Below are 14,967 nucleotides of genomic sequence, written 5' to 3'. Positions count from 1 at the left end.
ACATGGTAGGTGGCTGATAGTATGCAACAGGACAATGAAAAAAGTTGCAGCGAAATACATAGTTGCAGGATGGTCTCCACACGATTGGTTAGGGGCATTTCTCAGCATGACGACACAACGGGTGTATTTTAAGCACCTCTTCAGGAATAAGGGGACAAATGAAAAAGTTTCTCTTGTTTATAGTTCCGTTTCTTTTCTTAATCGGTTGTGCATCACCGGAAAAGCCTAACAACTCTCTGGTCTTTTATCCTTCACCTCCACTACAGCCACGGCTCCAATATCTCCTTTCGATCAGCAGTGAGGATGATATCAGAGACCCTGGAAATGATTTCATGGATTTTCTCATTGGTGACATCAAATCCGAGAAAAGGATACGCAAACCTTATGATATCTGTTCTACCCCTGGAAAAATTTATGTCCTGGATCGGGGGTATAAAAAACTGCTGGTTATTGACCTGGAAAAGAGAACGTTTAGCCATCTTGAAGCGCAGGGGTTAGGAGAACTTGGCGAACCATCAGGTATCTGGGTATCGAATGACGATACTAAATATATAGCGGATATGAAGAGACGGCAGGTCGTGGTCTTTGATGAAAACAATAACTTTCTGAGATCTTATGGAAATAACGGAATGTTTGATAAACCGGTGGATGTCGCGGTTTACAGGGGGACTCTTCTTGTTTGTGACATGAACAAAAATCAGATTCTTGTTCTGGATAAAGAGACTGGCCGGCTACAAAAAACGCTTGGTACAATGGGGAGAGATTCTGGAAACTTCTATAAGCCGACCCACATAAATATTGACCAGGCCGGCAATATCTACGTCAACGATGCCTTCAATTACAGGATTCAAAAATTCGATCAGAATGGCCAATTTATAAAATCTTTCGGATTTCATGGGGATATTGTGGGGGCTTTTGCCAGGCCCAAAGGGGTGGATGTCGACAGGAATGGACATATGTATGTTGTCGATTCTGCGTACGAAAATACGCAGATATTTGATGTTGAATCTGGCCGACTGCTACTTTATTTCGGAGGGAGCGGGATGGCACCAGGCAGCATGTTTCTACCAGCTTCGGTACATATTGATTATGCAAACGCGCAATACTATAAAAACTTTGCGGACAAGGATTTTGTCCTGGAATACGTTGTTTATGTGGGCAACATGTTTGGATCGAACAAACTTAACGTCTATGGTTTTGGACATTGGACCGGACCGCCGTTGTCAGGCTGGAACTAAGCTGTGGATCATCAAAAGAGCGCGATGAAACCACTGGCAAGGTTTTTTCTTTTCGTCACAATAATCCTTGCAGCGAGTTGTAGCGAGCAAACAAGGTATAAGGCACTCACGTTTTTCTTTACCGGGGTCCCTTCTCCCGCAGATGAAAGGAGGGCACAGGGAAGAGTTCATGAGGAAACAAGAGCTATGAAAGGGTTTGATAGGTCGATAGTGTCTTCACATAGCTATTTCACCTCAAAAAAATGTGGTCGATGTCATCTGACTTCTTTATCACAATCATTCAGCAGGGCTGCACAAAGGGGAATGCCGACAGTGAGTCTGAGGGGTGAAAGAACTGCTGAAAACCCTCGATTGCCATTGAAAAAAATATGTGTGAGTTGCCATGTGAACAGATCGGACATTTTTGCTTCAGCGAACAACCTGTGGCTGCATGCCCCTGTCACCAAAGGTAACTGTATTTTTTGCCACTTTCCACACCAGAGCAGGTATCCTGCACTGCTGATAGATAAAGCGGAAAATCTCTGTATTATGTGCCACTCAGAAGGTTTGATAAAACTGACGAACAAACACAGGGAGTTAAAAGATTGTCTTAAGTGCCACACTCCCCACCTGGGAAAAGATAAGCTTCTCTTAATCAAAGACTACAAAGAAGTCAGAATGTTGCCCGAGCCCACTTCTGACTTTTCCATCAAGGAATAAGGGTTCGGCAAATAATTTTTGGAAAAATAATCGTGCCATTCTCTGGTGGGTACTTTTTTAACCGGCAAATCGACTTAAACCACAAACGGCAATAAATACGAATGATTTGATAAACTGCATGGCTCGTTTATTAACACTGATCCTTCTCATTGTTGAAACAACACTCCTGGCAAAACCTGTTTCTTCAGAGCTCGCCTCCAGCCAGCAAAGAGGAGATGTTGCGATGAAACCAATCAAGCCGCTCGTTAAAAAGACCAAGAAAGTTGCAGGTGTGCCACCTGTAATCGATTTGAGATATTTCTACCTTGAAAGACCAAAGCTCGGATTGAAATTCAAATATGAATTGAACAATGAGCACATAATGAACATGGGGGGGGACAGTGAAGATACTGTCGGTGAATTTCGCGAAGGGGGCTGGGTTTCGACCAAGGGGTGGGTTTATCATCCGGTATTTCTGGATTTTGTTCTGGATCTTGAGCCTGAGTGGAATCAATCATCCGACAATACAGAATATAATGAAATGAGTTCGGATAGGAGCTTTCTCAACCAATATGCCCTGGATGCTGACCTCCTCCCGTTAAAGCCCTATACCGTACATTTTTTTGGGAGGAAATACCAAAACTCCTTCAGAAACACATTCAGCCAAAGGGCGGTTGTCGATACCGATACCTATGGCAGTCGTTTGGATTTGAAATACAAGATCCTGCCAACCAGCCTGAGTTATTCAAATACGAAAGTGGAGCGCCGGGGGGCATTGTTTTCCTCGCAAGATCATAATCATTATGACCTGGCAATGAACCATCGGAGAAAAAACAGTATCACCCGGCTGAATGCCAATTATAGAGATATTCAGCAAACCAATGAGGGGGAGTCTACCGGGATAGCAACGTCTAATAATTATTTGACAAACACCTATTTTTTCCAAAGTGATCAGTCAAAAAAGCTGATGTCTGACCTGGTCTATAATTGGATGCAAAACTCGGATCAGGATGATTCCGTCACGTTCACCACCTCGGATCTGAGGTGGACTGAAGAGTTACACTGGACTCATAGGAAAAATCTGTGGACTAATTACAAATTTCTTAACCAGAAACAACAAACCGATGAATCCGATATTGATACTCAATCTCTGGCAGTTTCACTGCAGCATCTCCTATACGAAAACCTCACAACTACCGTTGATGGGAAAGCCGGGCGTTTCAATTACTCTGGCGATATGACTGATGTGTACACAGGAAGATTGAATTTTGATTACAGCCGAAATATTCCGTGGGGTACGCTCAACTCAACATTGGGTTTTGACTTGGTTGCTACGGACAGGGATTCAACTGAAAGCTGGATATGGGCTATCAATGAATCCCATACGGCAACAACTGCCGATGTGATTTTCACACAACAGGAAAACGTTGACCCGGATTCTATCAGGGTCACAGATAAGTCCGGCACTATTGTCTATATCCAGGGCCAGGATTACACCGTGGAAGTAACAGGAAAACTGGTACGAATTCGACCGACACTGGTCGGAAATATCACAGAAGGTCAAGAATTACTCGTAAGTTATCGCTACAGAAGTATCAGCGGCTATGATGACCTTGTCTTTGGTCGCTGGGCCGGCATTAATATTTTCCTCTGGTCGACTCTTCGGCTGTCTTATGATTATAACCGCCGAACACAAGATATAATATCCGGCACAGAACCAGAGAGTCCTGTAGATGACACGTTTCACAGAGCACAGGCCCGGGTGATTTGGAAATGGACCGATACGACCGTATCATATGATGTTTATGAGACGACTTTAAGCTCGGCAAGAAAATCATGGCGGGTAAATGAGCAATTGAGGTTCCAACCTGCAAGGGGGGTTGTGCTCGAGTTTTCAGGCTATATTGGTAACACAATATTCACATATTCCGATGATAGAGAGGAATTCTACCGGGCAGCGACTTCGATCAGCTGGCACCCTGTTTATTGGTGCAGAACTGGTTTTGAGGCCTACCAGTATGAAATTTCGGGAGGTGTACAGGACGCCTCAAATGCGGGTGCCCTGGCCTCCATTGACCTGTATTACGGGCAGTGGACCTGTAATCTCAGCTACAGGTATCTGGACCATACTGATGAGATGCGCGATTTTGATCGCGCAAGGCAAAGCATTCTGTTGAAGATTAGCCGGACAATCTGGTGAGTATAATGGCTTTGGTGATGAGATCGAAAGTAACAGGGAGGTGGTAAATGAAAAACAAGAAATTGTTTTTACTCATATTGGTTGCTTTGACTACTCTTTCATATGGTTACACTCGATCTCAGGATTCAGCGAAACGAAAGCAACCTGCCAAATTTCAACATACACCATATGCAGAGAAAGCGTGCAAACGCTGTCATGCTTCGGAGATACCAAATGGTAAAGACCTTGTCACCGAAGTCCCCGGTTTATGTCATAATTGCCACGAGAAATTCCTGGGAGATTTTGCTCATAGTCCCACTAGCTTGGGCGAATGCCTTCTGTGTCATAATGCCCATGAGTCAGAGCATCGATCTCTATTGAGCGAAAAAGAACCGGAGCTCTGCTATTTGTGTCATGATCAACTTGAGCGGAAAATGACCAATGAACAAAATTCAACACATTCTCCAGCAGTTGATGGTTGCTCTGTATGCCACAATCCACATACATCCGATGTAAGCAGCAAACTACTGAAAAAACAAGTGAGGCTTCTCTGCACGGAATGTCATCTCGAGGAAGGTATTACCCTGCCTGTTGCTATTGATGCTGTAGGCTATCAACATAAACCGGTTGTTACAGAGAGAAGTTGTTTACATTGCCATGCCCCTCATGCCACGTTTTTTGAAAACCACCTTCGGGCGGAGCCGCTGGACCTTTGTTTTAATTGCCATAACAAAGAGATTATTACCTCTGATGGTGTTTCATTGGCTAACATCGAGGAGTTATTAAAGAGTAATAAAATACATCATGGACCGATCAAGGAAAAAAATTGTTCCGGCTGTCACAGTCCGCACGGCAGTGATTTTTATAGAATCCTACTGGATGAATACCCAAAGGACTTTTACACCGATATTTATGATGAAAACAATTACAAACTCTGCTTTACCTGCCATGAATCAACCTTATTGCAGGACAGGGAAACAACAACATTAACCAACTTCCGTGATGGGCATATCAACCTCCACTATCTTCATGTTAACAAGCCGGAGAAAGGCAGAACGTGCAGGGCGTGTCATGAGGTACATGCCAGTAATCACTTCAATCATATCAGGGATTCGGTTCCCTTCGGTAAGATTAAGTGGCCTTTACAGTTAAAATACAGGGAGCAATATACTGACATTAATAGCGGTAAACCGTGTACTCCCTCAAACTCATCATGTATCAAATCGGGTGGCTCCTGTGTCGCTTGTCACGACAGAAAATTTTATAACAATATCAAGGAAGAGTAATTTCTCTGAAGGTAGAACTGGATTATGCGCGGTGAACAAATCGATACGACAAACATGCTATCCAACCAGAAAGGAAGCTGAGTCATGAAAAAACTTATTGTTATTGTCCTTACTTTGATTTCCGGAATGGCTTCGGCTGAAGTCAGGGCTCTGCGAAATATTGGTATCGGAGACACCTACCTGCCGTTTTGCGGGCAGCAGCTGAAGGGAGAGCAGGTTTGTTCGAGCAAATATGAAGACAATATACTGGTTGTTTCCTTTGTAAAGATGGGACAAAAAAATTCGAGGAAAGTACTGCTGGAGATGCAGGAGCTGTATACCCTCTACAAGATGAAGAATGTGTCTTTAATTGGTATTGTATCGGGTGAAACTGATGTACCCGCACTTGTTGCATACGCTGAAAAGAACAAGTTAACCTTGCCCTTACTGGTAGATGAAGACAGAGATCTGTATGGTAGCTTTGGTGTTGTTGCCTATCCGACAATAGCTGTTTTTGGTAGAAATCAAAAGTTACAATATGTATTCGGTTCAAACATCATTAATATCAAGAAACGGGTAGAGGGCTGCGTAAAGTATCTGTTAGGAGATATTAATATAACTGAACTTGAGAGGATCCTGCATCCGGTAGTTGAGAAGGGTGATCCCCAAAATGCAACTCTGGAAAGGTATTACAATTTCTCTAAAAATTTATACAAGAAACAACACTATTCTCAGGCAAAGAAAATAGTGACCTTCTCTCTTAATAATTTTCCTGATCATGCTTTGTCCTACTGCTTATACGGAGATATTCTCATTCAGGAAAAAAATTATCAACTTGCTTTAAAACAATTTGAACATGCGCTGGAGCTTGATCCTCATCTTGAAGAGGCAAAAGCCGGAAGACAGATTTGCTTAGATAAACTTGAAAATTGAATGCTGTAGCGCAATAAGTTTAGAGGGCAGCAAATATGAAAATTTTAGCCAACAAAAAATATACTTTTAATAACAGTTAATTTTGCTGGATGTTGATAGAAAAGAAGTTGATTATTAATACTGAATAATCAACAGTATAGTCATCCTTGGGGTAGTGAAATACGGTATTTCCTCTCGGTGTTATCTTGAAAAATACAGTGTTGTCATTTGCCCACCATTTTTCCACAATTGTAGTACAAAAAAAATATCCTGTGCAGAGAGGCTGCAGCACCAGAATGATTGGTCAGCAGCTTACTTCAGCCAAGGTGGTGGCAGCAGGTAGCTCTTTGTTACAAGGTGTTTTTTTCTCGCGCATTGCTAATTAGTAATACCAAGTCAAAGCGAAGTAAATGAGTTCATTTTTTTCAATCATTAAACAGGGGGCCTCTTTAGAAATCGAACAAGATATTGTGTAGATGGATCCTGATGGGCTGGAATAGTCCTTTTCCGTCGGGGGGGGGGGAGGTCAAATCTTAACCATCTCTATGTGATGGAGGACTTGATTATGAGAACATGGAAAATGACTCATCATTACACAAACAATTTTGTTACCTGTTTTTTACTCGGAATAATGGTGATCGCCTTGGCTCTCATGGTGGCACCGGTTTATGCGGGAGGGGGGAATTCCGGCCATCATGGGAATTCCGCCATGAAGGGCGGGAAAGGAGGTAGTGCCGGGAAGAAAGGCCCGTCAACCTCCGTTGAGACTGTCAGCGCAAGCCCTGCCTCCGAAGTTAATGTGGCCAGTGTCGGAGATGAGAGTGCAGACGAAGGGCATGGAGGGAAAAGCGATAATAGTGGCCAGGGAGGCAAAGGCAAAGGCAAAGATAAAGATAGTTCAGATAGCAATGATGTGGCTGCCAGCTCAAGTAGTTCAAGTTCTGAGGCCAAAGGGCGTGGTAACTCTGGTGGGGGCAAAGGTGGTGGTCATGGGTCGGATGGCAACGGCAAAAAAAATAGTGATTCATGGAGTAGCGGTGGGAACCACTCCGATGTCGCTAAAGACAGTACAACCGAAGACGATGATTCCGATCGACCTGATTGGGCTGGCAAAGATGGTGATCACAGCTTGAAGCCGGGTGGCGGCAACAGCGGGGGTGACACGAAAAAAGGTGGCGATTATGGCGATTTATTTGTCATGAGCCGCGACGATGACGGAACACTGCTCGAGTACCATGCTGATGGAACCCTCTGTGAGGATGGTGACGGTGATTGTTATCCGGCAGCCTTGTTGTTTGATGAAGAGGGCAACCTGATAGAAGATGTTGTGTTTGTGCTTTCCCCTGATGCAGAGGCGCCAGACAATGTTGAAGAGGTTGAGTTGGGACGGCTTAATATATCACGGGCCCCGAACAAGGTGTTGGAACATGCCCTTGCTGAAGCACTTTCAAAACTTGATCCGGATATGGATGGTTATCTCATTGATTCAACAAACTGGCAGACCCTGACAGATACGGCTGGTCGTCTGTTGAGTCCTGAGACCATGTTGGCTATTGACTCTCCGTTAGAGAACCTGGCCTTGTTCCAGGCACTGTTAGATGGGTATGATCCACTCTCAGAGGCAACAGGTGTAACTATCGAGTCAGGAGGTTCTTCAATTACCGTGGACTATGACATCCTTGCTCAGATAGCCGCTGCTGCTCTTGCAGCGGCATCGGATAAACATGATACCATGGGTATTGATGAAGTAAGCTACCTGAGCAAGTTTCTGGAAGTGGAGGAGAAACTTAACTCGTTGGTTGAAGATATCGATGATTGGTATACGCCGGACACAATATATAACGTTGAAATGTCTGTACTGGCAACTGATGATACAACGACACCACCAGCCACGGAGTGGGTTGAGGTGAATCTGCTCGATCCGGAACTGGATCTGTTTCATGATATACCGGATATTGTAGAAGATGGAAACGGCATAGATGTCTTTACCCAAGCTGTTGACGACGCACTACAAGTAATAGAATTTATACACGACAATGTTGTCTTGTAAGGGTTCTGCAAACATCTAAAAGAGAGCAACCTCCAGGTTGCTCTCTTTTTTATTGTGCAGACTGTGAGGTAGGTTACTGCGCCTGATATTTGAAAAAAGGGGGGGGAGGATTTATGACTGAAATTATCACTGCAGGGCAAGCTGCAAGTAATGCGATTGGGTCATGTAAGCTACTCTTTGGAACTGTGAGGGCTGTATCTGCTGACGGGCAGCTAAGAACGCTGTCCCTTAAAAGTCCGGTGTATTTATATGATCGTATAATGACCGGCAGTGATGGGATGGTCTCAATTCTCTTTAACGATGCGGTCAACACCAGACTTGACCTGGGGCGAAGGTCTGATGTTTTTCTTGATGAGGATGTGTTCGCACCAATTGAGCAGGGAGAAGTAGCTGACACCATGGTGGAGGTGGAACAGCTTCAGGAAGCGTTGCTGGCAGGAGGTGCTGATCCAACGATTGACTTACAACCACCTGCAGCGGGTCCGGCTGCCGCAGGTATTGCCAATGATGGTGGAGGGATAAACCTGGCACGATTCGAGCTGGTTACTCAAGAGGTGTTTCCCTGGTCAGGAGCGGAGACTACCGGTTCTTCTCAAGTGGTCTTCAGTGAGTTTGATCCCACAGTTCTGTCGGCTGATCCGGTTGACACCGTAATCGCCCCAGAAAGTACCGCGTCCTATCAGGAAGAAGGGGTGTCGCTTGTCACGAGGGCTATAGCTCTGACTGGGGATACCGGTGGAGAGACGAGTCCAGTACCAGCAGTCGGTCCTCAGGACGCAATCCTTGTTGATGAGGGAGGAAACAGCCTCGTTGCCGACCTGAGGGTAAGTTTTGATAACGACCAACTGGAACTGGTGTCTCTGAATCCCCTTAATGCATCTGGTCAGTTTGTTGAGGATGGTGAACAGATTTTTGAGAATGGTGCCCCGCTGCTGGTGGGCGGTAACCCTGTATTCTGGGAAATGGGTGAGAATGGTGCCTGGAATGCGATGATCAGGCAGCCGGCTGATGATGACAACGGGTCTGGAGATAGCGGGGACCATGACGATCATGATGATCATGAGAAAGTAACTGAAATGACGTTGGGTGAAGAATCGAGCAATCCGGTTTGGGTCAAGGGATATGATGAACATGATGGTGATACGGTGCCTGGATGGTTGCACGCTAATGGTCAGGGAATGGGGGTTGGAAATCCGTTTATCAATATGGATGCCAATGGAAGCGAAGTGATCACCTTTTCTTTTTCGGAGACTGGTGCTGACTCTCAAGTACATACTATTCAATTGGGGATAGATCATCTAAGTGGTGAACATGGGAATAAACCTGCAGAAGGGGCGGAGTGGAGAGCCATTACAACTTCAGGGGAAGTTGTTTCGGGTGTTTTTGACGGTGAGGGACAAGGATCAGGTGGTGAAGATCAGGTCCTTACCATTGAGCTTTACGCTAGTGACGACACCCCCCTCTATATAGAACGGTTGGAAATGGCGTATCATGACCCGACCGGAGAGGAGGGGGCAGAAGAGGTGTGTGGTCAGGGGTATCGTATCAGCAGCATTAAAGGTTTTGATTCCGATCAAGGTGAACTTTTCTCACATATGTTGAAAAAAAGTGAAGGGAGTTCCTCGGATCATGACCATGATGATGGTGACGATCATGATAGCCATGGCAGTGATACGGAGGTAAGCCAGGAGCCTGACCAGGGTGCTGAACAGTCGTACACCTACACCTTGTTATTTACCGTTTTCCCGGAAATGGATCCTTCGAAAACGATGTATACGGGAAACTACGTTGTAGAGCAGAATACGGCATTTCATGATAATGGATTTAACTTTTCACTCACTGGCGGAGAGGGGGGAAAGCTGGAAGAAAAGGTGATGAGCGAGGGGGAGATGACACTTGTGGTTACCGGGACGGACCATGATGTCAAAGGTGCCTCTGTCGTGAAGGGAAACGGGCAGGGGTTGGGAGTCGGCAACCCTTTTGTGAACATGGACAGCGAAGGAAGTGAATATCTGCATTTTGCTTTTTATGATGAGGACGGCGACTATTGCGACATGCTCGAAGTAACTCTCGGTATGGACCATTTAAGTGGGCAGACAGGAGGGCACCTGCCGGAGTATGCTAAATGGGAGGCATTTGTCGTTGATGAAAATGGTGAGAAAGTACTGGTCGGGAGTGATCTTTTCGAGGGGGAAGGCCAGGGGTCAGGATGGAAAGCCGATCAGGAATTAACCATCAAAATGCTGAACGATGATGGTACGCCGATATATTTTAACGCTTTGGATTTATCACTTGCTGAAGAATCAGACCTGCCCGCAGATATTGAACTAACGCATGGACATTCTGCAACAACAGGGGATACCGGGACTGATACTGAACTGGCTGCCAGTCATGATCATGACGATGGTACTGAGCATGGTGACGATGGCGGTACTGGTGGAGACGAAGGCCATGACGACGGTGATGATGGTGCATGCGGACAAGGCTTTCGGGTCAGCTCGATCGAAGGTGTGTTCGATCCCGGGGACCATACCTTCGAATTTGCCGCTGTTGTTGAAGATGGAGGTGTAAATTCTGCGACGGTGACTTTTGATGTAACATTCGATGGTGATGGTTATGTAATCGGTGGAAACGAAGATGAGGTCATTGCCGGCTCCAGTGGAGATGATTATCTCAACGGTGGTGGCGGAGATGATATTATAACCGGTGGCAATGGCGACGACATCCTCTTAGGTAGTGCGGGGAGTGATGAACTGAGAGGTGACGGTGGAGAGGACGTTCTTGATGGTGGAACCGGTGCGGACTTGATCTCTGGTGACGACCCTGGGAATCCTGACAATATGGGAGATATATTTAACAACGGCGAGATGATGGGTGGCGAAGTTGTTGATTATGACCTGTCAGAAGGGGATCTCGCGGTAGAAGATCCACTCGATACTATTGTTCCCTTGCTGGCCACGGTTTAGGAACCTGTCCGAGAATGCTCTTTCTCCCCGGTTCTTCGTTATTTGCAGAAAATTTATGCTCGCAATATCAATGATATGGCTGTGCTAAATTTTCTGCAATTGCCTCAATCTGAGCCCAAATGGTAATTCTCCGACATGCTCCTGGAGCCGGCTATCTTGGGTTGTTTACTCAAGTTGACAGCAAGATACTTTGTTTTTCATCGCTCACCTCGCTGTGATAATTCTTTGAGCTTGATTCGTGATCTGTGAACCTTAATCTTCACGTTTGCTTCAGACATTTTAGTAATTTTCGCGATGTCATTATATGTTAGGTTGCTTCCCACGACCAGTGACAGAATGTACGCTTCTTCCTTATCGAGTTGCAGTATGGCCTTCAGGACATGTCGTGATTCCTCACGTATAAAAGGGTATTCCTCATGTCCAGTATCGTGAGAATGCAAATTCTCGTCAAATTCAAACTCTGAGCGCTGTTTACGGGACTGATCCACCAGGAGGTTACGACAGATGGTAAAAAGAAGTGTCGGTATTGGTTCTGCTTTGCCATAGTGTTCAATGTATTTTACAAAAGATTCCTGCATGATATCTTTAGATAGCTGATAATCCCCGGTTCGCCCCAACAGATATCCAAAGAGCCGTTCTTTCTGGCTCATATAAAAATCATTAAAGTGCTTCATTTTTTTCGTACACGACCTGCTTACTGTTTAACTATTTAGTTCCCGTCCTACAACTACCCTTCTGCTCAATATCAGCGTTCCGGCTTAATTATTTATCCTCCGAATATCGTGCATATGCGTGCGGTAAATAATTAAGCCACGCCTCGATATTGAACAGAATGCTGAGTTGTAGGATGGGAACTATTTAGTTCCCATCCTACAACTGCCCTTTGGGTCGATATCTTCGTTATGCTCAAAATGTTATCCTCCGGTAAGTGAGAAACGAGACGCCGAGATGCCAATTATATGCCTGTGGTACAGACTTTTGGTGGGAATTCGATGTTAAAATGTGTTCATTGTTTTTTTGTCGCTATTTTCTGTAACCTTTCAGGTAATTCTTCGTATATATAGCAAAGGGTTCCTTCCATGGTTGGAATTCCTTTTATAGCGGAATTCGGGGGAACCAATCTCGCGAGAGTAAGAAAGAAAGTTCTCCCCCAACTTCCTCTCAAGCCGAACTGTCTCTCCCCCCCGGACAGTTCGGCGTACTTTTGCCAGCCAAATTACAGTAAAGCATTCCCCATCCCGCTCCACCGATGCTGACCACCTGTCTCGGCCATCACCGGCTGCCAGCAAAGCTGTCGAAAAAAATAGAGAATCAGTCATTTATTAAATAAACTTCATCTCTGTCGATCAGTTCATATTGAACCTTATGGTGTTCGTATTCCTCGAAAAAGGTTTGGATCACCCCGGTCTGATCCTCCTTTACCAGGTCTTCAAGGTCATGTACCATTCGATAGGAAAGGGTCTGATCCTTGAGTTCAGCTTCAATACGGAAGGAAGCACTTTCGATTTTTCCCAGGTCTGGTACGACAAAGATGACCGTATCCTGTCCGTTGCCAAAATTGTCATCACTGACGACCTTGCCATACGGCTTGATCAACTTGGGCACCGTCGTTGTAGAAGCTCCCTTTGGTAACAGTCTGTTATCTTTTTTAAAGTGTGAGGATCGAAGCAGTGTATACGTCACATTACTCACGGGTTCATTATCTTTTCCAGTCTCCCACCGCCCCATAATCCCTTCGTAAACCTGGACGTCGTCCTCGGAATCAATGACCTCATGATGTTCTTCAAATGCTGCCGGATCCATATCTGCATCGACCCCATAGATACTCCCGTCATCTAGGACATCACCCGAGCTGAAATACAGGTCCCCGAGGTCATCATATACAGCGAAGTGTATAAAAACCCTTCGTACTGGAATACCCGTCGGCATTTTATGGCCTGTCTTGTTGGTGACCATTACCTCTACCTGTAAGTCATCCACCTTATTATTTGGGTCATAAGCTATCCACTGCAGATTCCGGATCTCTATATCTCCTGCTTCAGCGAGATAATCTTTTCCATCCAATACGGCTTGCTCCAGCCCGGAGAATTCAAGCCCCTGATCTTCTGCAATAGAAGCAATCATCTCCAGCATCATTGTATTTTCGGTAAGAAAGGTGTGGGCGTAAACATTCTCTCTTGCCGTGACCTTGGCCGGAAGACCTGATAGCCGGGCGGTATTGGATCGATCCATGTGACAGTCACGGCATTGCTGGAATGACTCCCCCTCTACGGCGTAAGAACTTGCCGTCCACTCCAGGTAGGGAGTCTGCTCCGGGAACGTACCTGTTGCTATATCGCCATTTTCCAATACATAAGGAGTATATAGATCATGACACACGGAGCAGAATTGCGAACTGCTTGTATGCTCACTATATGTGGGGTAAAAACCTCCTGCCATATCCATCATAACACTGTAATCCGGCTCAAACGGACCAAAGGCAACCCTTGCTTCACTTATAGAATAGTCGCCGGAATCTCCCACTCCCTCAAGTATTTGATGACAGAGGGTGCAACTTATACCGTCCATGGCCATCGGGTAATATTCATTCTCAGGGTCAGTCAGTCCTCCATCTCCAAACAGGTGAAAACTGCTCCCGTCGGTTATTATCTGTTCACTCGCCATCGGTGCGTGGCAGCGAATGCATTTTTCTTCAATAATATGTGAATATTCTGGAAACCGTAAAAGTTCACTTTGTACCTTGGCCCTCCAGAAAGGGTCAAAGAAGCTGAACCGCATCATTGTGGTATCCCATTTCTTCACAAATGAGATGTCTACACCTTCATCATCAACAATGTTGTCATGACATCTTGCGCAGGATGAGGAATCTGCAAAATGCTCCGTTTCAAATGTAACCTGCCCATTTTTGTAGTTATGCCCAAATCCAGCAGAAGATGGTGGGGCAGCAACAAGACAGCACCCCAAAGCCCCTAAAAGAAGTTCTCCAGATCGTAACAACCCTCGATAACGTCCAATCATAATTCACTCCTGTAAGGCAACTCTGATTTTGCCGGAGTCTCCCTCTGTTCATCTGAACAGATTTCCCCCACTACGGCTCCCTTCCTCTCAAAAATGATATATGGACTTTACGGAATTTTTCTTCTGAAGACCTCCTCTTAGTTATGAGAGTGCTACCAAACAGGAACTCAGGCCGATAGGCCTGACCAGCACTTCAGTTTCAGGTTTGACGAAATAACGATATGTTACATTATATTCTTTCAAACCGGCTCGATTCAATACCACGTTGTAGGATGAATCGCACTTAACCCGGAGTTCTCATCAGTTCAGGGAGCATTGTTGCAATAATGTACACTCCATCACTGCCATCCTCAGCGTTGCATCATGCAAATATATATCAGGAGGTGAGGATAGGGTCCGATAGTAATGATATGCCTGCGGCACCAATTCGTAATCATAATTTCAGAATAAAAGTGATTGAACCATGAACGTTGTAACCTTCCCGTCTGCACATCGTTTATTATGTATAGGATGTTGTATCGAATATGGTTGACGTGGTAATTGCCTTGTGTCAGCGAGAGGTGAAAAATGATCAATGGTAAAAAGAAAGAAACACCCCCAGAAAGCAAGACCGGAATACAGAATTTTTTTGATCGGATTGCTGATTTTGACACAATTGCAG

At 45.2% G+C, this 14,967-nt stretch carries 9 protein-coding genes and 1 pseudogene; 8 read left to right on the top strand and 2 right to left on the bottom strand.

What is annotated here, in order from left to right:
- Positions 1-158 precede the first annotated feature (158 nt).
- The 8 genes and pseudogenes from GA520_RS23705 to GA520_RS23680 all read left to right on the top strand — a co-directional run bounded on the left by GA520_RS23705 (position 159) and on the right by GA520_RS23680 (position 11,288).
- A complete protein-coding gene (locus GA520_RS23705; protein WP_163335892.1) occupies positions 159-1,238 on the top strand; it encodes a 6-bladed beta-propeller in 1,080 nt (359 codons plus the stop codon).
- 24 nt (positions 1,239-1,262) lie between these two features.
- Complete coding sequence (locus tag GA520_RS27340; protein ID WP_370362731.1) at positions 1,263-1,937, top strand: cytochrome c3 family protein; 675 nt, start codon at positions 1,263-1,265, stop codon at positions 1,935-1,937.
- A 118-nt stretch (positions 1,938-2,055) separates the two neighbouring features.
- Entirely contained in the window at positions 2,056-4,116 is a 2,061-nt protein-coding gene (locus tag GA520_RS23700) for a hypothetical protein (RefSeq protein ID WP_163335890.1), read from the top strand.
- Between the two features lie 47 nt (positions 4,117-4,163).
- Positions 4,164-4,466 (top strand): annotated as a pseudogene (locus GA520_RS27335) (cytochrome c3 family protein); the annotation flags it as partial.
- A 63-nt stretch (positions 4,467-4,529) separates the two neighbouring features.
- Positions 4,530-5,381, top strand: a complete 852-nt coding sequence (locus GA520_RS23695; protein ID WP_240910028.1) for a cytochrome c3 family protein — start codon at positions 4,530-4,532, stop codon at positions 5,379-5,381.
- Between the two features lie 84 nt (positions 5,382-5,465).
- On the top strand, positions 5,466-6,293 hold the full coding sequence (locus tag GA520_RS23690) for a peroxiredoxin (protein ID WP_163335888.1): 828 nt from the start codon (positions 5,466-5,468) through the stop codon (positions 6,291-6,293).
- A gap of 544 nt (positions 6,294-6,837) precedes the next feature.
- Positions 6,838-8,322, top strand: a complete 1,485-nt coding sequence (locus tag GA520_RS23685) for a hypothetical protein (protein ID WP_163335887.1) — start codon at positions 6,838-6,840, stop codon at positions 8,320-8,322.
- Positions 8,323-8,435: 113 nt separating this feature from the next.
- Positions 8,436-11,288, top strand: coding sequence for a retention module-containing protein (locus GA520_RS23680; protein ID WP_163335886.1), 2,853 nt, complete (start codon positions 8,436-8,438; stop codon positions 11,286-11,288).
- A 197-nt stretch (positions 11,289-11,485) separates the two neighbouring features.
- Here the strand turns inward: GA520_RS23680 and GA520_RS23675 are convergent, their stop codons facing one another.
- The gene (locus tag GA520_RS23675; RefSeq protein WP_163335885.1) at positions 11,486-11,938 is read right to left on the bottom strand and encodes an RNA polymerase sigma factor; all 453 of its coding nucleotides are present in this window, start codon (positions 11,936-11,938) and stop codon (positions 11,486-11,488) included.
- A gap of 661 nt (positions 11,939-12,599) precedes the next feature.
- The gene (locus GA520_RS23670) at positions 12,600-14,306 is read right to left on the bottom strand and encodes a hypothetical protein (protein WP_163335884.1); all 1,707 of its coding nucleotides are present in this window, start codon (positions 14,304-14,306) and stop codon (positions 12,600-12,602) included.
- Positions 14,307-14,967: the final 661 nt, after the last annotated feature.

This window comes from Desulfopila sp. IMCC35008 (genome assembly GCF_010646885.2).
Lineage (GTDB): Bacteria > Desulfobacterota > Desulfobulbia > Desulfobulbales > Desulfocapsaceae > Desulfopila.
This window is presented reverse-complemented; position numbering and strand designations above follow the sequence as displayed.

Coding starts and splice junctions, on each gene's coding strand:
- GA520_RS23690 (WP_163335888.1), top strand. CDS start 5,466: ATGAAAAAACTTATTGTTATTGTCCTTACTTTGATTTCCGGAATGGCT.
- GA520_RS23700 (WP_163335890.1), top strand. CDS start 2,056: ATGGCTCGTTTATTAACACTGATCCTTCTCATTGTTGAAACAACACTC.
- GA520_RS23680 (WP_163335886.1), top strand. CDS start 8,436: ATGACTGAAATTATCACTGCAGGGCAAGCTGCAAGTAATGCGATTGGG.
- GA520_RS23670 (WP_163335884.1), bottom strand. CDS start 14,306: ATGATTGGACGTTATCGAGGGTTGTTACGATCTGGAGAACTTCTTTTA.
- GA520_RS23705 (WP_163335892.1), top strand. CDS start 159: ATGAAAAAGTTTCTCTTGTTTATAGTTCCGTTTCTTTTCTTAATCGGT.
- GA520_RS23695 (WP_240910028.1), top strand. CDS start 4,530: ATGACCAATGAACAAAATTCAACACATTCTCCAGCAGTTGATGGTTGC.
- GA520_RS23685 (WP_163335887.1), top strand. CDS start 6,838: ATGAGAACATGGAAAATGACTCATCATTACACAAACAATTTTGTTACC.
- GA520_RS27340 (WP_370362731.1), top strand. CDS start 1,263: ATGAAACCACTGGCAAGGTTTTTTCTTTTCGTCACAATAATCCTTGCA.
- GA520_RS23675 (WP_163335885.1), bottom strand. CDS start 11,938: ATGAGCCAGAAAGAACGGCTCTTTGGATATCTGTTGGGGCGAACCGGG.